Raw genomic sequence first — 21,225 nt, 5'->3', positions numbered from 1 at the left:
AGCCTGAACCCATCATGGCGATGTACACGAACCACCCCGTGTCGGCGCTGCCGACGGCGCCCCCGCGGGAGACGACGGGGCACCTGCTGCTGCGGGCGTGGTGCGTCTTCGTCATCCTGCTCGCCCTCGGCGGCGTAGGACTCGTCAACGCCGCCGGTCCCGTCTTGGCAGCCGCGGTCGCGGTGGCCTCGGCCGTCGTCTCCGCCGTGATCTGGGTCGTGACCCGACCGCCGATGGCCGTCCGGCGTCTCCCCTGGCTCGCTTTCGCCTACCTGGCCTGGGCGACGGCGTCGATCGCGTGGAGCGCGTGGCCCGCGGCATCCGTCCTCACCTGGCTCCTTCTCGTGATCACGACATTCCAGGGCCTGTTCGTGGGGGCGGTACTCACCTGGCGCGACGTCGTGCGCGCCGTCGCATCGGCGGCGAAGTGGGTCGTGGGACTCTCGCTGCTCTTCGAGGCGGCGGTGTCGCTGCTGGTGCGCGGCCCCCTCCTCCCCGGTTTCGTCGTGCCGTCCGCGCGCATGGACCCGATCCTGTACTGGTCGCGCGACAACCTCTTCGACGGCGGGCGCATCCAGGGCCTCTTCGGCAACGCCGACCTGCTCGCCGCGGCCATGCTCGTCGCCATCATCGTGTTCGGTGTGCGCCTCGCCGCCGGCGCGCCCCGCCGCGTGCTGCTGGTGCTGTGGACCGCCCTCGCCGCCTTCTTGTTCGTGCGCGCGGGCTCCGCAACCGCATTCATCGCCGCTGCCTTCGTGGCGCTGGTCCTCGGCACGGTCCTCGTCATGCGCACCGCCCGCCGCCCCGGAGAACGCACGCGCTGGTACCTGCTCTACGCCGCCATCGGCGTGGGCTTCGGCGGCGCCCTGTGGCTCGGCCGCGAGGCGGTGTTCGGCGTGCTCGGCCGGGGGGCCGATCTGCTCGGACGCGAGGGCATCTGGGCCGACGTGCTGGCGCGCGCCGACCAGCGCCCCTTCGCCGGCTGGGGGTTCTCGACGCCGTGGATCCCCACGGAGCCGCTCATCGACGGCTGGATCGTCGACCACGACCAGACGGTCGTGCAGGCGCACAGCATGTGGCTCGACGCCTACCTGCAGCTCGGCGTGGTCGGCGTCGCGCTGCTCGCCCTGGTCTTCCTCGCCTACGTCTGGCGCTCGTGGTTCTTCGCCGTCGACCGCCCCCGCTGGGACCTGCGCGACGACCGCCCGCACTCCCCCCTGACACTGCTGCCCACCCTCATCGGCGCCCTGCTCGTGGTGCAGGGACTCACCGAATCGGGTCCCCTGCTGCTGTGGGGATGGATGTTCGTCGTGCTGTTCGGCGCCAAGATCAAGCAGACACCGCTGGTCGGCGTCGGCCCCAGCGAGCAGAGCATCTCGATCGAGCGCGGTGAGCTGGTGAGGCGCTCCGCCTGAGCGGCGTGACCGACCGGCCGCTCGACGATCGGCGCGGCGGGGCCAGCCGTGGGGTTCGTGCGGAGAACGGACGGTTATGATCGTCGGGCTATGACCGCGCACGCCGACGCCTCGTCCCCCTCGCGGGATACCGCCTTCGACCCGAAGACCGCGACGATCGTCGTCGTCACCTACAACCGCACGCCACTGCTGACGCGCTTGCTCGAGAGCATCGAGCGGATGTCTCCGGCACCCGGGCACCTCGTCATCATCGACAACGCCTCGACCGATGACACCACCGACGTCGTGGAGTCGTTCCGCGACCGTCTTCCCACCGAGCTCGTCTACCGCCGCCTCGAAACCAACACCGGCGGCTCAGGTGGATTCAGCGAGGGCATGCGCGTCGCCTACGACCTGGGCTCCGAGTGGATGTGGCTGATGGATGACGACGTGGAGGTCGTCTCCGACGGGTTAGCGCGCATGGGAAAATGGGCCCCCCGTTTCCGCAGCATCCAGGGACGCCGCTACGACTTCGACGGCAGCGAGTTCTACTGGCAGTACCGCGTCGCCGAGTCGATGGCGATCCCCATCCCTTACGCCCCGGCGGACTTCGACGGTTCGGGATTCAAGCCCATGAACTCGGGCTGCTTCGAGGGCATGTTCATCCACCGCGACATCGTGGCGAAGATCGGGCTGCCCGACCCCCGCTTCTTCATCTACTGGGACGACCAGCTCTACGGCTGGCTCGCCTCGCGCGAAACGCCGTCGGTCATCGTCGACGAGTTCGTCCTGCGCCGCACGCGAGAGATCAAGCAGTGGGACATGGGCATCCGCCACATGAACGCCTCGAGCGACGCGTACCGCTACTACATCATGCGGAATCGGGCCTACCTGCAGAAGTACTACCGGGCGTTGGGCGTCTATCGAACGCTCCCCTTCACTGCGGGAACGGCCCTGACATTCGTCAAGGAGCTGATCCGCCTGGTCGTCGTGGAACGCAAGATGAGTGGCACGAGCCACCTCTTCCGCGGATTGCGTGACGGGCGGAAGATCTCCGGCGATGCGTCGTGGAAGCCTATGCCGCCGCTGAAAGATCCTCAGCGGACGAGCTGAGCGGGGGTTCCCCTCCCGAACCGAGGCGGGCGTATCGTCGACAGCTCTCCAGCTCCTGCGCACTCGCGCCCCTCCTTCGCGACAGCGCGAAGGAGGGGCGGACACACTCCCGTCCACCAACCGGATGTCGGCGGGGGACCGATATGTCACTCCCAGGGAGTCGAGGCTCCCGGCTGGCATCGCAGGTCTGACGACGCGGCGGGGATCTGGTTCTCCGGCGCGGGTGAACCCATTGCGCGCCACTCATCGAAGGCGATGGCGCGGTTCGAGAACCCCGGCTCCAACCCCGCGTTGGGGTCATAGACAAGATTCATTGCACCGACGTAAGACAGTTGCACACCACCGAAGATCCGCCACACCGTGTCATTTGCGGTGCGGGTGACGGTGTACGGAGTGGGGGATCCGAGGCGTGTCCATTGTTCGTACGTCAGCCGACCGCCATGACCCGTACTCGTGTCGCACAGGTAGGCGATTCCCCCCGTCGTGTCCCACGACAGCCGGACGAATCCGCGGCCCTCCCGAGCTGCGAATGCGGGGAACCCAGCACCGCTCCACTGCGAGAAGGTGAGGGCGATGATGTCGCCCGCGTCGTCCTGAGCGAAGAGCTGTTGCGAGGTACCCCACTTGTAGACGGAGATCGACGGCCCCCACGCGAGGGTGCCGACCGCGGGGAACCCGGCGGCCTGATATTCCTGCCAAGTGATGGCGTCGGAGATTGTGGCTTCCGCTCGGGCGAACTCGGTGGTCGCGGTAACCGTCGGAAAGGTCAGCACCTTCTGAAACACGGTCGGCGCAGCCGTGAACGTCGGGAATCCGAGTTCCGACCATTTTTCGAAACTCAACGGAACGACATCGTCATCCGTGACCTCGTAGATGGTGCCGTCGTACGACGTGCGCACGTAGTCGGGTTCGAGAGACGCGGCTTGCGCCTGCGTCGACGTGAAGAGAGTACCGACGAGCACTCCGACGATCGCAGCGGCGGCGAACCGAGGTGTCATGACAGGAACCTTTGGTGATGTCCGCGGGAGGCCGCGGGAGATTGATGTCGACGTGTGGAAGTGGAGTCGCACCCCGCCGTGATGTCGCAATCCGACTTCGGATCGTCGAGTCGGAGCTATCGAGTTCTGCACCTCGAACATGCGGAGGCTACTCGTGTCCCGCGTTCAGCCGGCTGACTCCGGCCGGCAGGTTGGTCACGGTCAAGTGCACCCAGTCGGGTCGTGCAGTTGCGCACGTCGCTGCGGAGATGGGCGTTTCACACACGGTGTGGTGGCGGCGGCGCAGGTTCAGGACGCCTGGCCTGGCAGGCGATTGATCTGCGCATGAGCCGCCGTTGCGCTATCCGCGATGGCCGAGAAAGAGAAAGACCGTGCGCCTCGCGGTACTCGGTAAGGCGCGCGGTCTATCCCGTCTCAACTAGCCAAAGTACGACTCGCAGGCGATGCCGTCGTCATCTCCATCGAGCAGGAAGACATCCCCGTACGCCTCGAAGTAGTAGCGGTACTCGTCCTGAGCTGCCTGCCGCGAGGGGTAGTCGTCGCAGTCCTTATCGAGTGTCGGGCGAGCAGGGATGTTCCGTACCGTCGGGGCCGGCTGACCCAGCGTTGACCACTCCGCGAACGTAATCGGACGATTCACGGTGGGACCGGCATACCAGATCGTCGGATCTCCGTAATTACGGTAAAGCTGGTCACCGGGGAATCGGGTCTGCACGGCTGGCTGAGGTTGCCCCTCCGTCTGCCACTGGGCGAAGTTGATGGGGGAGCCCTGGCCGGCCGCAAAGTCGGTGAAACGCGCAACATTGGCGTCCCATGAAAGCCTGCCGAAGCCCTGGTTGATTCGCTCGGTGAATGGCTGCCACCCGGAGGCTGCCCACTCATCTCCGGTCAGTGCATGCTTCACCCCTCCGACGTCTTGGACAAAGATCTGCGCTGCCGTAGCCCATTTGTAATAGACAGAGTCTTTGATCCATCCGGCGATACGGGGGGACGGTTTCCCAGCCCGGTCCCACTCCTCAAACGAGATGTGCTTCCAAACCCAGCGATCTTGCGGTTGCCCGAAGAATGTCACCGCGGACACTGTCGGAGACCAGGGGTACTTGACGTAATCGGTCGGTGCCGGCTTAGGCGCGGGTGACCCTGCCGCCTGCCACTCGGCGAACGTCAGCGCACGAATGCTCGCCGGTGTCACGGCCCACACAGTGCGGTCGTAAGAGGTCACGAAATAGTCCGTGCCACCCGCTTCGCAATCAAGCACGTATGTTCCGGTCGCCACCACAGTGAACGGCTCGGTGGGTTCGGTGGTTCCGGGCACCTGCGGCGACTGTGAAACGTCATAGATGTAGGTCGCGTCCTCAACATTGACCGAGGACCCTCCCGAGGCAACCCTCAGTGACTCACCCGGCGCAAGGATGCCGCCGTCGCCGAATCGCGGCGTACCGCTCGCATCGAAGACGTTCGAGGAAGTGTAGAAAGTCTGAGTGTTGCTTGCCGGATTCGTTATGACAATGCCCGACGGGTACTCAGAATCACACTGCACCGACGGCTCAACCAACACCACCTCGTCGGTTTCGGCTGGATCAATCACGCCCGCGTTAGCCGACGAGACCCCCAGACCCGCAGCAAGCAACGAACCCCCCGCGATTATCGCCAGGCGCGATCGAACTCTCATCCCACGACCTTCCCCAAGAAGTCAGAGGCACGCTTTATCACATACCCTGCGCCCCAAATGATGTCCGAGGCGACGCGACTCATGCTAACCGATGGGGCACGCCCGCCTAACGTCGCCTCGCATGCGCGCAGGCTCCCGGGGGGATGGATGATTCCGATAGTCCGCGCATTATCTTCACGGCGCGACAGGGATGATCCATCGGACCAAGCAATAATCCCGGGCCGGCTTCCTTACTTCACGACGACGGTCGACCGCGGAGGGATTACTCGACTTATCGAGTACCCCTGACCATTCTGTCGGACCCGCCAGTACGGTCAGACCGTCCCCAGCTCTCCATCCACGCGTCCCGGTCTTCGCGCAAGAGGGTGGTGGCGCGACCGCTGCGTTTCGTGGGCGCCTCGTTCCAGCGGGTAGCGCGTCTCGCCTTTCCGATTGACGGCCGGGCTCGACCACTACGACCTAGTCAGGCACCACCTCGGCATCGGAGGCCAAAACTCCGACGACCGAATCACCAACGGTGGGGGTTGGTACATCTAGCGCCGCGGGTACGCCACCGGATGGAGGGATCGCGATGCGAGGATCGATCGTTCTCCATGCGGCGCTGTGTCCGCCCTTTCTGTGCCCTTCCGCGCAGCCCACGTATGATCCATGTGGTCCGCCCAGCCGCATCGGTCTCCGTCACTGGACCCGCCCCTCAAAGCCGCGTCCGAACCCGCCCACGCGCCAACTCACAAGGAATTCGTGTCCGCCTCGACTCTCACCCCACTGCGTCGCGCGCGTGACCGTTCGAACGCCCGGTCATTCCGATCCGAGATCCAAGCGTTGCGAGCGCTCGCCGTTCTGGGCGTTCTCGTCTTCCACCTGTGGCCAGAAGAACTTCCCGGCGGATTCGTCGGAGTCGATGTGTTTTTCGTCCTCTCCGGCTTCCTCATCACCGACCACCTCGTTCGAGAGCTCGCCAGCCGCGGGCGGATCTCCCTTCCCCAGTTCTGGGCTCGCCGGGCACGCCGTCTGCTCCCCGCCGCGATGCTCGTCCTCTTCTTCGTCTCGGTGGTAACGCTCATCTGGGTTCCCGACACACGGTGGACCCAGTTCGGCGGCGAGATCGTCGCCTCGGCCTTCTATGTGGAGAATTGGGCGCTTGCCGCTCAGTCGGTGGACTACATGGCGCTCTCGAACGTCAAGTCGCCCGTCCAACACTTCTGGAGTCTTGGGGTCGAAGAGCAGTTCTATCTCGTATGGCCCGTCCTGCTGGGAGCCATCTGGCTCTTCTTCCGCCGGCGTGGAGGACGAACGATGCGAGCGGTCGTCGTCGCCCTTGCGATCCTGACGATCACCAGCCTGATCTACTCAATCACGCTCACTGCGCTGGCGCCGACGGTGGCGTACTTCTCGACGTTCACCCGCGCATGGGAGTTCGGTGCGGGTGCCACGTTCGCCGCGATTGCTGCTCGCGGAGGGCTCCGCATCCCAACTCGCCTCGCGGCGTTGACGTCCTGGTCAGGGCTGGGGTTGATCGTCGCGTCGATGACGCTCTTCAGCGGGGATACGCCCTTCCCTTCCTTCACCGCTGCACTTCCCGTCGCGGGAACGCTGCTCGTGATCGCATCGGGCAGGCCGCTGAGCGGCTGGGGTCCTCGCCGACTGTACGAGCTCCGAGCCGTCCAGTTCGTCGGGGATGTGTCGTACGGAACCTACTTATGGCACTGGCCGCTGATCATCTTGCTTCCGTTCGTTCGCGGCGCCCCCAACGGCACCATCGAGTCCGTCGCCATCTTGTTTGCGTCCATCGCTCTCGGTTGGACGTCGAAAGTACTCCTCGAGGACCCGATACGCACGCGGTCTTTCCTCGCCCGCGCACGCCCACGGTGGTCATTCGCCGCAGTCGCGGTCACGACCGCGGCGGTTTCGATCGCGACCCTCCCGCTCGTGACGCACGCGATCGCGGCTCCCGAGACCGCCGACCGGGTGGGTGCGTGCTACGGAGCCTCGGCCATGGTGGACGCGGCCTGCGGCCCCGCCGACGAGGTGCCCCTCCTCGCCGACCTGTCGTCGTTCTCGGCAGATCTGCCTCCTGCCGAGTTCCTCCAATGTGAGCTGAGCACGAACAACGGAAAGTTTCAGCGATGCGACTTCGGGGAGCAGGGTGCGCGCGGCCCTCATGTGGCTCTGTTGGGCGACTCGCACGCCACCCGTATGGCGGAGCCCATACGAGACCTCGTCGCCGAGCAGCAGGGGCGCCTCAGCACCTTCCTCCTGTCGGGCTGCGCCTCGATGACGCGTGAAACCACGGGAAGCGCATGGGGATTTGACGCGGAATACGCCGAAACGTGCCGCTCCGTCTCGCAGGACATGATCGAACAGATCGCCCGCGACGCGTCGATCGATGTGGTGGTGATGACCAACCGGTCGCGACTGTACGTGTCGGATGACGCTGAGCGACACCCGCTTACGTCCGATATGGTTCGCGACACTGTTCAGGAGTTCCAAGATGCGGGTAAGCGCGTCATCGTACTGCGGGACCCTCCGGAGCGGTTCGCCGTCCCGCCGCAAGGAGGAGAAGGCGCCGCGGATTGCCCGTCTCGTTCAGAAGCACCGTCCGACTGCGCCCTCCCCCGAGCTGCGGCCGAATTCGCCGATCCCATGAGGGAAGGCGGCACCGCCGCAGGCGCGGACGTCGTCTCGCTCGACGATCTGCTCTGCACCGACACGCAGTGCATGTCTCGCATCGGCGGCGTCGTCGTCTACTCCGACGATAATCACCTCACTCGTTCGTTCGCCTTGAGCCTGCTTCCCCAGCTTCGTCAACGACTCAGTCTCTGAGGATGCGACTCTGTATTCTCAGCCGAACCTTTCTGGGAGCTGCTCCGCCAGTGATCGATTGAGCGAGCGGGCGTACATTCGCGTGAGGTGATTGTCGTCGCGGTAAACCGCGACATTCCCGACGACGCCCACGCACAAGTCGTCGGGACAGATCCACGGGGTGAGATCGAGCAGGCTCACCCCGGGTCGAGCGAGAGCTTCCGCCGGATTCTTGTCGGCGAGAGATGATGAGCGAGGCACGGCGCAATCGAGCGGGTCCGCGGCATATACGACGCACCTGAACATGTCGAAGGCGAAGCGCGGGTTGTCGCGCATCGCGAGCACGTCGATCCCCGCCGTCTCCATTCGGTCGACGAAGCGCTCGACGCCGGGGCGCACTTTCTCGTCGTCCTCCCCCGCATCGGAGCGGGTCACCACGGTCATCACGGCGTCAGGTTTGACCTGCTCAACGAGACGGATCGCCGCCTCGCGCCAGGGGTCGCACAGCTCGTCCATGCCGGGCTCGTCGAGGCCCATCGAGCACCCACCCTTGATGAGGAAGACGAGGCCCCACCCGTTCGCCTCCGCCGAGGGAAGCAGCGCGGCGGTGATCTGCTGGGCGTGGGAATCACCGATGACCACCACGGTGTCACGTGCCCGCGCGGTATGCGCGGTCTCGTGGCAGGTACCACCTAGTTGCTCGACGTCCGTGGCCCACTCCCCCGTACATTCGCGCTCGAGCTGCGTCCACTCGGCTTCAAGCAGGGTCGGCAGCGGCAGGAGCGTCGCATCGGCCGGGATCTCCGCAAGGGCGGGGTCGCGCAGCACGGCGGCCCCCGGATTCGCAAGCTGGGCCCGCGCTTCGACGGCCCGTTCGTGCACCCAACTCGTCGTCTGCCAGGCTCCGACCGGCAGAGCGACCGCAACGACAGCGGCCGTCAGTACGGCGATCGGCACGAGGGGCGAGGCGTCCCCGCGACGCCAGGCCCGCACCGGTTGGTCGACGGCGCACGTCAAGGCACGGGCGAGAAGAAGGGAGAGCCCGACGATGCCGAGCCCGCCGACGAGTCCGACCTCGGTGCGGTCGTTCACGACGAGGAACGACACGAGGATCGGCCAGTGCACGAGGTAGAGCGCATAGGCGTCGCGGCCCACGGCGCGGAGGGGACGGGATGCCAGGAATCGCGCCGGTCCGTGGCGACTCTCTCCTGTGCCGGAGGCGACGATGGCAGCCGCGCACAGCACCGGCCACAGAGCGAGGAAGCCGGGGAACCCCCCGCGGGGGTCCAGCAGTATCCCCAACAAGAGGAGCCCCGCCATCCCCGCCCAGCCGAGGACGCCGCGGGAGATTGCGCCCAGACGCAGGTAGGGAAGCGCCACGACGAGCAAGGAACCGGCCGCGAACTCCCAGAGGCGCGCGCCGGTGTCGAAGTAGGCCACCTGCTGCGCGGTCGCGGTGCACACCACCGAGTAGATGAATGAGAGGGTGAAGACGGCTCCGAACACCACGCCGACGGCCCGGTCCGGCGATAGGCCCCGCCGCCGGACGACGAGCTGACACAGGCCTAGCAGCGCGATCCATACGACGAAGGCCTGTCCCTGTACGGACATCGACCAGAAGTGCTGGAGCGGGCTGAGCATCTCGGTGCGGGCGTAGTAGTCCACAGCGTCCGCTGCGAGCAGCCAGTTCTGCGTGTACGTGAGAGAAGCCCACGTCTGCTCCCACACGCCGCGCCACGACGTCTCGGGATACAGGGCCCAGACGACGACCAGAACGCCGACGAGCGTGACGGATGCCGCGGGGAGCAGCCGGCGGAAGAGCCCCAGCAGGTGCGTCACAGGGCGAACGGGCGTCGGTCCCGTCATCCGCCTGACGAAGCCTCGCGTCAAGAAGAACGCCGACAGCATCAAGAGGACGTCGACCCCGCCCGAGACCCGCCCGAACCACACGTGGTACGAAACGACCAGGAGGATGGCCACGGCACGAAGGCCGTCGACGTCGGGCCGATAGGCCCAGCGCCCCTCGCTCGCCTGGTCAGCCCTCGCCGACCGGGTGCTCGACCCGAGGGTCAGGTGCACGGAAGCATCACGCGAGCTGGTTGTTCCACATCGACAGGGCCGCGCCGATCGCCATGTGCATGTCGAGGTATTGGTAGGTACCCAGACGCCCGCCGAAGTACACGTCGCGCTCACCCTTAGCGAGCTCGCGGTAGGCGAGCAGCCCGGTGCGGTCGTCGGCGGTATTCACCGGGTAGTAAGGCTCGTCGGCACGCGTAGCGAAACGCGAGTACTCGCGCACCACGACCGTTTTGTCGGTCGGATAGCGGTCGGCCCGCTCGGGGTGGAAGTGCTTGAACTCATGGATACGGGTGTACGGCACGTCGGCATCGGCGTAGTTCATCACGCTCGTGCCCTGGAAGTCCCCGATCGGCAGCACCTCCTGCTCGAAGTCGAGCGTGCGCCAGGACAGCTCGCCCTCGGCGTAATCGAAGTACCGGTCGACCGCCCCGGTATAGACCACGGGCACCTGGCCGACGGTCGCCTTCTTGTTCAGCGGCTGCGACTCGTCGAAGTAGTCCGTCGACAGCTTCACCTCGATGTTCGGGTGGTCGGCCATCCGCTCCAGCCACGCGGTGTACCCGTCGACGGGCAGGCCCTCCCACGTGTCATTGAAGTAGCGGTTGTCGTACGTGTACCGCACGGGCAGACGGGAGATGACCTCGGCCGGCAGATCCTTCGGGTCGGTCTGCCACTGCTTCGCGGTGTAATCGCGGATGAATGCCTCGTACAGCGGGCGGCCGATGAGGGCGATCCCCTTCTCTTCGAGGTTCGCGGCATCCTTCGTGTCGAACTCCCCCGCGAGCTCGTGCACGAGAGCTTTCGCCTGGTCGGGTGTGTAGGCCGCCTGGAAGAACTGATTGATCGTGCCGAGGTTGATCGGCAGCGGGAACACCACATTCTTGTGCGTCGTGTAGACGCGGTGCACGTAGTTGGTGAACTGCGTGAAGCGGTTGACGTACTCCCACACCGTCGGGTTGGAGGTGTGAAAAAGGTGAGCACCATACTTGTGCACCTCGATGCCGGTCTCGGGCTCGTCGGCCGAGTAGGCGTTGCCACCGATGTGGTGGCGGCGATCGATCACGGTCACCTTGCGTCCGGCGGCGGCCGCACGCTCGGCGATCGTCAATCCGAAGAAACCTGACCCCACGATAAGCAGATCCACGTTGCTTGCTCCTCCTATTTAGTCGCGTCAGTCTCGTCGTCCTGCGACCCGAACGAATCGTCGGGACCCCTCTCGACAGCGGAGGTCCCGAGGACTTCGGCGTCCACCGACGGCGACCCGAACGAAAAGAACTTGTGCAAGACGTACGTCGCCAGTACCAGAACCACGGTGATGACCAGCTGGCTCACCAGTTTCTCCGAGGCGGTCGTCAACCCGAGGACCCCCACGGCAAAAGCCCCAAGCGCGATGTTCGCCAGGAACGACCCGAACGTCACCGATGAGAACTTGACGAACTCCCGGGTCACTCCTCGCGTGCTTCGAAACACGAACTTCCGCTGGAGAACGAAGGATGTCGCGTTGGAGATCAGCCAGCTCAGACTCGTCGCCCAAAGAAAGTCCCCCGGCACCGCCAGTGCGTGCAGCGCGAGCAAGAACACCGTGTAGAGCCCATATGAGAACGCCGTATTCACACCGCCGAAGAAGAGATACCGCACCTCGGGGCGTGCCGCTGCAGCGGCGAAAAACGTCCGCACTCGATCATTCTACAGTGCGCGGCTCTCCGCTCTCACAGCGCGCCGCGGGTCCTGGGCTATGCTCGTTTATCGCAGCCGGTACCGCAAGCGCGAGCATCGGGTCCGGGAGTACTCTTCCGCCGAGACCGCTGCCCCGACCGCCGATCAGTATCCCGAGAGGATGGGTATGAGCAGCGCCGCGCCCCTCGTTTCCGTCGTGATTCCGGCCTACAACAACGCGAAGACCATCGCCGAGACGATGACCTCTGTACTCGATCAAGACGGTGTCGAGTTTGAATTGATCGTGGCCGACCACTCATCGTCCGACGGAACCCGGGCCGAGATGGAGCGATTCGCGGACGACCCGCGCGTGCAACTGACCGGTACACCTTCGGGTGGAGGGGCGCCCCGCAACTGGAACCGCGTCACCGAGCTGGCCCGCGGCGAACTCATCAAACTCGTGTGCGGCGACGACATCCTCCGCCCCGGAACCCTTGCGCGCCAGGCCGCCCTTCTCAACGACCCGAAGGCGGTGCTCACCGCGTGTCGACGGGACATCGTCGACGCGAACGGACGCACCCTGATGGCCGGGTGGGGTCTGCGCGGGATTCAGCGGCGCATGCCGGGCGCCCTCGCCGTCCGTGCCGCCGTACGAGCCGGGTCGAACCTCTTCGGCGAACCTGCCTCGGTAATGATGCGAACCGCGGCTCTGCGCGAGGTCGGCGGATGGTTCGGAGAGTTCCCGTATCTGATCGATCAGGCGACCTACTCCCAGGTGCTGCTCGCAGGCGACTTCGTGCCCGACACCGAGGTAGGAGCGACCTTCCGGATGAGTGCGTCGCAGTGGAGCGTCGCGCTCACGAAGGCGCAGTCCGCGCAGGCTCGTGGTTTCCATCACTGGGTGCGCCAGCACCATCCGGAGGTCCTAAGCCCACTCGACCTCGCCATCGGCGACAGCCGCGCCTGGGCGATGGCCCGCGCGCGGCGTGTGAGCTACAAAATTCTCGAACGGAGGATGCGATGACCGGCGCCACGCCCTTCGTGCACCGACTGTCCGTTGTCATTCCGGTCTACCAGGGCGAGAAGACCCTCGACTCGGTGATTGCGGAACTCGATCACCTGACAAGGGGCTTCGTCACACCGGAGGGCCATTCCGCCGCCGTGGTCGAAGTCGTCCTGGCCTACGATCACGGGCCGGATCGCTCTGACGCCGCGATCCGACGCCTGGCCGAGACCTACTCATACGTCAAGCCAGTCTGGTTGAGTCGCAACTTCGGTCAGCACGCCGCGACGCTCGCGGGCATCGCCTCGTCCGGCGGAGACTGGATCGTCACGCTCGATGAAGACGGACAACACGACCCGGCCGCCATGGGCTCGATGCTAGACACGGCCATGCGCGAGCAAGCCGACGTCGTCTATGCCGATCCGACGAACAAGCCCCCGCACGGCTACGTCCGCAACACGGCATCCCGCGTGTCCAAGCGCCTGCTCGAGACGGTCTTCGCGGGCGGGAAGGCGTCGCATTTCAACAGCTACCGCCTCCTTCTCGGCGAGGTCGGTCGCAGTGTCGCCGCGTACTCCGGCACCGGGGTATACCTCGACGTCGCGCTGTCATGGGTGGCCGCCAGGATCGTGACGTCGCCGGTGCTTCTGCGCGAGGAGGGCGATCGGCGTTCCGGATACTCCTACCGGCGCCTCATGGCTCATTTCTGGCGGATGATCTTGACCTCGGGCACGCGCGGACTGCGACTCGTCACGGGTGCAGGCGTCCTTTTCGCGGTCGCCGGCGTGGTGTTCGCCCTGTACCTGGTAATCATGCGATTCACCAGCGGCGACATCCCCGAGGGCTGGACCTCTCAAATGGTCCTCACCGCGCTGGGGACGGGCCTGATCCTCGTCGCTCTCGGCACGATCGCTGAGTACCTCGGAGTCGCGGTGAATATGGCTATGGGGAAACCCTCCTATCTCATCGTGCGCGATCCGAATGTCGGCCCTCTCGGTCAGCAGCGTGCCGACTCCCATTAGGTGGATTGTCGGTCGGGGCCTGCTGGGCTCGGCCATCGAGCGCAGTCGACCGGATGCTCCATTCTCGGCGCCTATCGATTGGTCCACGCCCGAAGCCACTCTCGCGAGTCTCACAGCGGGTCTCGAGTCATTCATATCCGTCGCGGCCGGTCTGGACTGGGAGATCTATTGGAGCGCGGGCCGCGGCGTGACCTCCACCCCGCGCGACGTCATGATGCGCGAGGCCGAGGTGTTCGAGCAGTTCCTCGCTCTCACCGAGCGACGCCTCCCCCGCGATGGACGCGGCGCGTTCTTCCTCGGTTCGAGTGTGGGCGGTGCGTACGCGGGTAACCCGTCACCGCCCTTCACCGAGCACACCCCTACGGCACCTATCTCCGCTTATGGTGAGGCGAAGCTTCGTATGGAGGCGGCCCTCGTTTCCTCCGTCGCGCGGACCGGTCGCCGAGCTTTCATCGCCCGGGTGACGAACCTCTACGGTCCGGGTCAAGACATGGCCAAGGGCCAGGGTCTCATCTCCGCGATCGTCGGAGGGTACGTGACCGGACGGCCCATCTCGGTATACGTGTCGCTCGACACGCTTCGCGACTACATCTACGTCGACGACTGCGGCAAAGTGATCTCCGCTGCGATGTTGCGGGTGCGCCAAGAGCACCCCGGAACTGTTGTCACGAAGATCGTCGGATCGATGCGGGCGCTCTCTATCGGCGCGCTGCTCGGGGAGATCGCGCGCCTTCGACGGCGTCCGGCGGCACTCATCCTCGGGCAGGGCGACGCACGCGGCCAGTCACTCGACTTGCGCGTGCGGTCAACGGTCTGGACGGACCTCGATGCCCTGGTGTCGACCACCCTCCCTGAGGGACTCGGCATCATCTACCAGGCGCAGATGCACGCGCATATGGTCAACGGGCGCTAGTCCTTCGGCGGCGATCCACCACGCTCCACCCCACGTAGGCCGCGGCCAAGGCGACGGCCAGGCCGACGGCGGTCAATTCGATCGACCATCCGGGCGGCCGGAAGCGAACTGTGACCAATTCGCCCACGTCAGCCTGGTCGACACGTGCAGTGAGCAGGAAGCCTCGAGCAGGGTCCGTTAGTTCGGCTCCCGACACCGTGTACCCGGGCCACGCGAGACGACTGAACACGACATCGCCTCCGTCCGCAGGGGCGGAATCGATGCGGAACGTGGCGCCCGTGGCATCCCATGTCACTGACGACACCGACACGCCGGCGTCTGTGCGCGCAACCCCTCCGGCTCGTTCCACGGGGTTGACTCGGTGCAGCGTCCAGGTGAATTCACCTTCGTCGACTCGCCAGCCTGCCGGGACGGTCACCTCCGTCAGGTCGGGGCCCTTGATGACGATGACGGTGTTCAGGGCCATGTCATCAGCGATCGTGGCGCCCTCGCCGTTGGCGTCGAACAGCGTCTCCGCCGCTTGAGGGCAGGTCCACCCTCGCAGATCGACACAGAGCTCCTGGGCATAGCGCGTGAAGGGCAAGACGGTGTACACCGAGGCCACGTCGCGGCCAGTGGCGTACCAGAGGTTGGCGATGAGGGACTCCTGGTATGCACGAGGATCGCGCTGAAGCGAGTAGACGTCACCGACGACGAAGATGCCATCGGACATCTCCGTCGTGACCTGCTTCATTGCAGAAACCGACGAAGGAACGTTGAAGTTTCCGAGCGGGCTCGACGGATAGCGCGCAATCTGAGGTACGAGGACGACGAGCGAAGCGACAAGCAACCATGACGCGGCGACACGTGCCCCGCGGGCACCCACTCGTGGCCATAACAGGGCGGCGATCATCACGACTTGCACGATGGCGCTTACCGCGACGATCGGCCATGAGCCCGGCTGGGCCGCCCACGACAGCCATGCCGACAGAGCTGTCGTCGCTGCGGCCGCCACCACCCGTCGCGTCGACACCACCTGCGGCCAGCCGCGGGAGAAGATGACCGCGACGCATACCGCCAGAGCCAGAACGGCGTAGGGCATCATCCGCGCCGGGTACCGCAACGGACCGATGACACTCGGGCCGACGACGAGCGCGACTGTGACCAACAGCACCGCGAGGGGCACGCGGAGAGTCACCAGCGAACGACGCCATCCTCTGTTCACGAGGAGGAGGAGGGGAAGAAGCCAGGTGACGTACGCGAGCGGCACGGGCAGGAGATCACCCCAATACCCGCGCACCGAGCTGACGGCGGTCGCGATGGGCGATGTTACGAGATCACCGAGATCCATGTTGAGGAACTGGTCATTGAGAATGTCGGCCCCGCCGCGCTGCGTGACCGGCGCTGTCAGGATTCCGGGGAGGTAGACGAAGACGGCAAGGAGTGCCGGGAACGACCCCAGCACCACGATGCGGAAGGCTCGCTTACCGTCGCGGGCGACCAGCGCGAACGCAAGGAAGGCGAGAAGCACAGTCGCGATCTCCAGAACCGCGAACACGTAACCGATGGTGACAAGCAGGTACGCGAACACGAAGTACGGGATGACGCTCATCCCGTCGTCCAGATGGCGCTTGAGAGCCCACCAAAGGAAGGCGAAAAGCGTCACCGTCTGCAACCCGGTCACCCAGGACGGCGCATCCATGAAGATCGTCTGGCCACCAGCGGTGGCAGTGAAGCCGGACAACGCGGCCCAGTGGGCCGCCGCGCCGTATGCCCGTGCCAGGAGGAAGGCGCCGACGCATAGTCCGATGAGGAAGGCGATCTTGACCGCGGTGACCGCCGCGGTCGCGCCGTCCGTCGCGTGCATCCCCAGTGCGATCACCCACGTCAGAGGGTTCCACACGCCCCATTGGCCTTCGGCGAGGTAGTTGCCTCCCTGCCACGATCCCGGCGACAGCAGAGGGAGCTCGCCCCTCAAGAGATACGAGCCGAGGCCGTACCACTGCCCGAAGGCCCCGAGCTGCGTGTCATCCCAGAAGAGGAAGCGCGGCTCCTGAATCAAACGGAGGGTCATCATCGCCACCACCGAAACGATGCTCGCGATGAGCCACAGGCCCGGCCGGGATGCGTGTCGCGGTTGGGGGGGCTGATCGACGGGCGAGTCGATCACGGGCGACGGTTGGCTCTGCACCGTTCGAGGGTACCCGCTGCCGAAGATCGCTCAGGAAATGCTCCTAGACTCATCCGAATGCCGCTCCCTCGCAGATCGACACACTGGCTCGCGCTCATCGCCGCCACAGTAACCGCCCTCGCCGCCGTCGTTCTGCAGCAGATCGGGCAGGTCCTGGCGGGTCGGAACCCCCTTCAGCACCTTCGTACCGAGTTCTGGCACGACCAACTCGGTTACCTGGCCATCGCTGCTGACGTCGCCCACGGTCACTTCGACAACAGCGAGCCTGTCACAATGACGGGGATCAGTTACTACCCACGCTTCTACTACAGCGCGGTGGGCTTCTTGGCTCGGATCACTGGCCTTCCCACCATCGTGTCCTGGAATCTGACCTCCTTCGCTCTTCAGTTCCTCGCCGTCCTCGCCGTCGCCCTCGTCGTCGCCGCCTTCTCCCGCCGCTGGTGGCTCGCATTCGCCGGTGGTCTTCCTTTCTTCACCGGGACGTTCGCGTACGCGATCGCGGGTCGCGACGGCGCGTGGTACACACTGTTGGACGGCCACGCAGTGATGTGGGGTCCGTACGGTGTCCTGTTCTCCAACAATGCAGAGACGGCAGGACTCTGCGTCGGCATCATCGCCGTTTCTGGGCTTCTCTGGGTGTGGCGTCCGCAGGGGGCCCCCCGCGCGCGCATTGTGGTGACGCTGGTCGCGGCCGCATTGATCGGCGCCTTGTCGAGCTTCCAGACGTATTCCTTCCTCGCCTTCACCTACGTCGGGGTCTTCGCCGCAGCGATTGCGGGGATCTTCGCCGCGCGGCGGAAGATGCTCGTGCTGATCGCCTCCGTCGTCCTGGTCGTCGCGGTCTTCGCGCTCGGACCGATCGTCGCCGACCGCGTCGGCCAGCTGCCGACCCTGGTGTTCGGCATGATCCCCGCACTGCCCGGCCTCGTTGTCGCCATCGTGCGCACCCGCGGACTCGTCGCCCTGGCAGGCGTGGTCGCGGTCGGAGCTGCTCTACCCCAGGTGCTTTACACCATGCTCGGCGCGCTCGACAAAGACCCCTTCCTGACCTACCGTGTCGCTTCGAATCATCTCCTCGGCGTCTTCTCATGGCAGGCCCTAGTCGGTTCGTCGGTTGTGCTCGTTGGCCTGCTCGGCGTTCTCGTCGTCGCGCTCCGCGCGCGCGATCGCTTCGCGTCCGTCATCGCGATCACGGCGCTGGTGGTGCTGCCGCTGCTCGCCGTCAACGACCTGTGGGGGGCCAACGCGGAGCCATACCGATTCTGGATCGAAGCCATCCTTCTCGGCGGTATCACCGTGGTCGCCGGGTTCGCACGCCTCGTCGGGCTCGTGTGGACGCGGAGCGATCAACGGGCTAATAAGCGAGCCCACCACGACGACATAGTCGACATCGATCACTCAAAAGACAGGTCCACGGCGCTCGCTCTCGTGGCCGCGCTGTCCGTCACCGCGGTGCTGTGGATCGCTGCCTTCCCCGACTGGGTCAATTCGCTTCGAGACGACGAGATGCAGGCGGCGTGGAACCCCTATAGCGAGCGCGAGAACGCGGCGTCCGACCTTGCTCGGATGGGCTCGAGCGACCCCTCGACCGGGCTGGTGACGACTGAGCGGTGTATTGACAATCGCACGGTCAAGGCTAACTCTGGCGCTCCCATCGCCAACTACCACCTCGGAATGGCGTGGCCAGACCACCGCGATGCGATCGACGACATCGTCGCGGCAAGGGACGCTGACCAGCTGGACTTCGACGCGATGCGCCGCAGCGACACGGAGTGGGTACTGACGGACTCGAACTGCACGTCCGACTGGGAGGGGCGGTACCTCGACCGCCTCGAGCGCGTCGGCGCTCGGTCCTATCAATTGGCTCCCGGCGAGACCATCAGTGCCGGAACGTCGGCGGACGGCACCCTTACCCTGTGGCGCGTGCGCGGCCAGTAACGCGTCGGAGTGGCACGCTAACCGGATATCGGGGCACCGCTGGGCATCGCCGCTGCAGCCTCGCGCGAGATCGTGAAGACGCGCGGTGCCGTGCCGCCGTTGAGCGCGACGAGGGCACTCCATGATGTGACGCGCCGAAGGGCGCCGTCGCGGGCGATGAACACGTCCGGGGTTCCCGCGACCTTCATAGCGACCAGGCCGAGCGCGGGCGTCGACTCACGACCCAACGCACCACACGCACCCGCCTCGAGGTCAGTCGGGACGAAACCTCGTGCGGCGTCGGCGGAGACCGGCCACAAACGTTTCTCCGCGCCGAAGTACAGCATGTCCGCGCAGCGGATCCACGAGGTCATGGGTGCGCCCTTCGACAGGGACGCCGCCTGAGCGTCGGGGAGAGTGCGGTAGTCCAGGACGATGCCGAGGTCTTGGGCGAGTCCGACGGTCGGGATCCATGATCGAAGTTTGTCGCCGCCCCAGAACAGCTCCGGCGACGAGGTGGACTTCACGACCAAGCCGGTTACGATCGGCGCACCCGCCGGCAGCGACTTGCGAATGCCGCCAGCCAGCGTGGTGACCGTAGGGGCTGCGCCCCCGTTATGCGCCAGCAAAGCCGACCACGTGAGCGCAGGTCGCAGCGCCCCACCCTCCATGACGGCCACTTCGGCGTCGTCGGCGGTTTTCACTGCCACATCTCCCACGATCGCACCAGGGCGGACGGAGAATTGAGCGCACGTGTCGTTCGAGCCGGTCATCGGGGTCACCCCCGTGCGCGACGGATCGGAGATGCGGGTCAACCAGCCCTCGGACGGCAGGTAGGTCGTCTGAGCGCAGGCGAGGAGCGGCGAGACCGTCCCGACCGCCGTGTACCCGGATAGACCGGATGCCGGCACCACGGCGAGATCGCCAGGACCGCGGTTGTAATCGGCGACACTGTCCCAGCTTGGAACCCGGACGATCTTGTCGAAGTCCAAGGTCAGGTACACCTGCGGGTTGTCGGAGGAACGCACGAGTTGGGCGGGGGCGAATCGCAGCGACCTCTTGGGTGAAGCGGCGTAGACATCGCTGTTCAAGTAGGGGGCGTAGGGAGTGCTGCGTACGTCCCCGACCATCGCTCGAGCAGCCGCCACGTTGTACAGCGGCGTCACCTCGCGCCCGCCTTCGAAACGGCCCCAGGCGTCTCCACCGCGTACACGGAAGAAGTCGCCGACCGCCGGGCCAGCTGGGGCGCGATTGATGAGAGCGGGTGCCACGTCGACGGGCGCAGCGCACGAGCCCCCCATGTCGGCCACCGTCTCGCAGCTGACAAGACGGTGACGTTGTCCCTCCTGCAGAAGCGAGATCTCCCCGCTGATGGCGTCCCGCAGGATCGCTCCGGTGTCGCCGGAGTACTGAGCAGCGGTGATGTAAGAGCCCGGCACGATCGACGCCGCGCCGAAGATGCGCGCCAACTCGCCGTAGTCCTCACCGTTCGCGACATGCCATCGGCGCCCATTGTTGATCATCCAGACGGTGGCATCCGTCGCGAGCTTCACCATTGTGAGGCGGGCTACCTGCGTGCTGCCGAACCAGTCCGTGAAGTAATTGTAGAAATTCCGATTGCCGTAGCTCGAGCACCCGTCGCCCTCACCGTATCCGGCGCGCAACGACGCGGCGTTCGGCTGATACGGGGTGTAGTAGTACAGATTCGCCGTCGCCTGGTTCTCGATGTAGACGGGGCTGGTGCCGCACGACACCTCGGTGTCGTACCGGACGTTCCAGGTCTTGCCGGGCTGATAGTAGGTGAAGTAGCGGTTCTCCGAATAGATCTGCATCTGGCGGGCAGCGCCGTACACCTGGTTGAAGAAGCCCAGATACTTGCTATCGCAGGCTGCGGTGTCGGGGCATCCCTGCCCCATCGCCTTCAGGAACTGACTCGTTCCGGGCGCCCGGTCGGTGACCAGGCCCTGCTCCTTCTGGAGCATCACGATCAGCACCTGCGGGTTGATCGCGCACGAGCCTGCCACCTTCGTCACGATCTCTGACGCGCTTTCGTTGACGGCGCCGCGATAAGCGGAACAGTAGTCATCGGCGGCGCGATCCGTTGTGCTTTGGCGGAAGTCCTTGAGGCACGTCGACCCGTCCTGACACGATCCGACCTTGGACCTGAAGAATGTGTCGACCTGCTGCGTCGTTATCGTCGCACTGTCGAAGAAGACTTCGTTGGAGATGATGTTTCCGGGTCGGAAGAACGAGAGGTCGGCCGACAGCATGGTGTTGCCCACAGCGGCAGAGGCGGTCTGCGGCGGAGGCACGACGAGCGCAGTGGCAATGAGCGTGACAAGGGTGAGACCGAGTGAGACGGCCCGCACGGACGCTTTCGTGAACCCGCGGTGGATATGCATGAGGCCACCAGTGTGCCGGAAGCCGTCGCCGTTGACCAGCGATGCGAGCGTCTGCGAGCTTCACCCGCTTCCGGATGCGTGCGA

14 protein-coding genes are annotated in these 21,225 nt (G+C 65.6%); 7 read left to right on the top strand and 7 right to left on the bottom strand.

The features are described from left to right. Both RWP81_RS00350 and RWP81_RS00345 read left to right on the top strand, forming a co-directional pair. On the top strand, positions 1–1,415 hold a 1,415-nt coding region (locus RWP81_RS00350; RefSeq protein ID WP_314451137.1), incomplete at its 5' end, for an O-antigen ligase family protein. Positions 1,416–1,505: 90 nt separating this feature from the next. Next, on the top strand, positions 1,506–2,507 hold the full coding sequence (locus RWP81_RS00345) for a glycosyltransferase (RefSeq protein ID WP_314451134.1): 1,002 nt from the start codon (positions 1,506–1,508) through the stop codon (positions 2,505–2,507). A gap of 146 nt (positions 2,508–2,653) precedes the next feature. Here the strand turns inward: RWP81_RS00345 and RWP81_RS00340 are convergent, their stop codons facing one another. Together RWP81_RS00340 and RWP81_RS00330 are read right to left on the bottom strand one after the other, a co-directional pair. After that, complete coding sequence (locus tag RWP81_RS00340) at positions 2,654–3,505, bottom strand: hypothetical protein (protein ID WP_314451132.1); 852 nt, start codon at positions 3,503–3,505, stop codon at positions 2,654–2,656. Between the two features lie 418 nt (positions 3,506–3,923). Next, a complete protein-coding gene (locus tag RWP81_RS00330) occupies positions 3,924–5,177 on the bottom strand; it encodes a hypothetical protein (RefSeq protein WP_314451126.1) in 1,254 nt (417 codons plus the stop codon). Positions 5,178–5,918: 741 nt separating this feature from the next. On the opposite strand from RWP81_RS00330, the gene RWP81_RS00325 reads away from it, so the two are divergent. Further along, complete coding sequence (locus RWP81_RS00325; protein ID WP_314451123.1) at positions 5,919–8,000, top strand: acyltransferase family protein; 2,082 nt, start codon at positions 5,919–5,921, stop codon at positions 7,998–8,000. An 18-nt stretch (positions 8,001–8,018) separates the two neighbouring features. Here RWP81_RS00325 and RWP81_RS00320 read toward each other — a convergent pair whose 3' ends face one another. From RWP81_RS00320 to RWP81_RS00310, 3 genes are read right to left on the bottom strand one after another with little or no spacing between them, the layout of a single operon-like run. Next, positions 8,019–10,058: an acyltransferase family protein gene (locus RWP81_RS00320; RefSeq protein WP_314451120.1), complete on the bottom strand. Its 2,040-nt coding sequence runs from the start codon at positions 10,056–10,058 to the stop codon at positions 8,019–8,021. A 7-nt stretch (positions 10,059–10,065) separates the two neighbouring features. Further along, entirely contained in the window at positions 10,066–11,202 is a 1,137-nt protein-coding gene (gene glf / locus RWP81_RS00315) for a UDP-galactopyranose mutase (protein WP_314451117.1), read from the bottom strand. A gap of 14 nt (positions 11,203–11,216) precedes the next feature. Next, the gene (locus RWP81_RS00310; protein WP_314451114.1) at positions 11,217–11,735 is read right to left on the bottom strand and encodes a GtrA family protein; all 519 of its coding nucleotides are present in this window, start codon (positions 11,733–11,735) and stop codon (positions 11,217–11,219) included. 166 nt (positions 11,736–11,901) lie between these two features. Between RWP81_RS00310 and RWP81_RS00305 the strand changes: the two genes are divergently transcribed. From RWP81_RS00305 to RWP81_RS00295, 3 genes are all read left to right on the top strand, one after another. Next, positions 11,902–12,738, top strand: coding sequence for a glycosyltransferase family A protein (locus RWP81_RS00305; protein WP_314451111.1), 837 nt, complete (start codon positions 11,902–11,904; stop codon positions 12,736–12,738). Beyond that, the gene (locus RWP81_RS00300; RefSeq protein WP_314451107.1) at positions 12,735–13,739 is read left to right on the top strand and encodes a glycosyltransferase; all 1,005 of its coding nucleotides are present in this window, start codon (positions 12,735–12,737) and stop codon (positions 13,737–13,739) included. Before RWP81_RS00305 ends, RWP81_RS00300 begins: the two co-directional genes overlap by 4 nt. A gap of 187 nt (positions 13,740–13,926) precedes the next feature. Further along, positions 13,927–14,652: an NAD-dependent epimerase/dehydratase family protein gene (locus tag RWP81_RS00295; protein ID WP_314451106.1), complete on the top strand. Its 726-nt coding sequence runs from the start codon at positions 13,927–13,929 to the stop codon at positions 14,650–14,652. Here RWP81_RS00295 and RWP81_RS00290 read toward each other — a convergent pair. Beyond that, positions 14,639–16,822: a hypothetical protein gene (locus RWP81_RS00290; protein WP_314451103.1), complete on the bottom strand. Its 2,184-nt coding sequence runs from the start codon at positions 16,820–16,822 to the stop codon at positions 14,639–14,641. The two genes, RWP81_RS00295 and RWP81_RS00290, sit on opposite strands and share 14 nt — an antisense overlap. 57 nt (positions 16,823–16,879) lie before the next feature. Here RWP81_RS00290 and RWP81_RS00285 point away from each other — a divergent pair, with 57 nt between their 5' ends. Then, positions 16,880–18,760, top strand: a complete 1,881-nt coding sequence (locus tag RWP81_RS00285) for a hypothetical protein (protein ID WP_314451102.1) — start codon at positions 16,880–16,882, stop codon at positions 18,758–18,760. A 17-nt stretch (positions 18,761–18,777) separates the two neighbouring features. On the opposite strand, the gene RWP81_RS00280 is transcribed toward RWP81_RS00285, so the two are convergent. Continuing rightward, positions 18,778–21,141 carry a hypothetical protein gene (locus RWP81_RS00280; protein ID WP_314451099.1) on the bottom strand — a complete coding sequence of 788 codons (2,364 nt, stop codon included), beginning with the start codon at positions 21,139–21,141 and terminating at the stop codon, positions 18,778–18,780. Between the last annotated feature and the right edge of the window lie 84 nt (positions 21,142–21,225).

This window comes from uncultured Microbacterium sp., from assembly GCF_963521695.1.
Classification (GTDB): Bacteria; Actinomycetota; Actinomycetes; order Actinomycetales; family Microbacteriaceae; genus Microbacterium.
Note: the sequence above shows the minus strand (reverse complement) of the source record. Positions and strands in the feature narration are given on the sequence as shown.

What these genes read in the sequence shown, in the direction of transcription:
- RWP81_RS00285 (WP_314451102.1), top strand. Translation starts at nt 16,880, where the DNA reads ATGCCGCTCCCTCGCAGATCGACACACTGGCTCGCGCTCATCGCCGCC.
- RWP81_RS00345 (WP_314451134.1), top strand. Translation starts at nt 1,506, where the DNA reads ATGACCGCGCACGCCGACGCCTCGTCCCCCTCGCGGGATACCGCCTTC.
- RWP81_RS00340 (WP_314451132.1), bottom strand. Translation starts at nt 3,505, where the DNA reads ATGACACCTCGGTTCGCCGCCGCTGCGATCGTCGGAGTGCTCGTCGGT.
- RWP81_RS00300 (WP_314451107.1), top strand. Translation starts at nt 12,735, where the DNA reads ATGACCGGCGCCACGCCCTTCGTGCACCGACTGTCCGTTGTCATTCCG.
- RWP81_RS00280 (WP_314451099.1), bottom strand. Translation starts at nt 21,141, where the DNA reads ATGCATATCCACCGCGGGTTCACGAAAGCGTCCGTGCGGGCCGTCTCA.
- RWP81_RS00305 (WP_314451111.1), top strand. Translation starts at nt 11,902, where the DNA reads ATGAGCAGCGCCGCGCCCCTCGTTTCCGTCGTGATTCCGGCCTACAAC.
- RWP81_RS00330 (WP_314451126.1), bottom strand. Translation starts at nt 5,177, where the DNA reads ATGAGAGTTCGATCGCGCCTGGCGATAATCGCGGGGGGTTCGTTGCTT.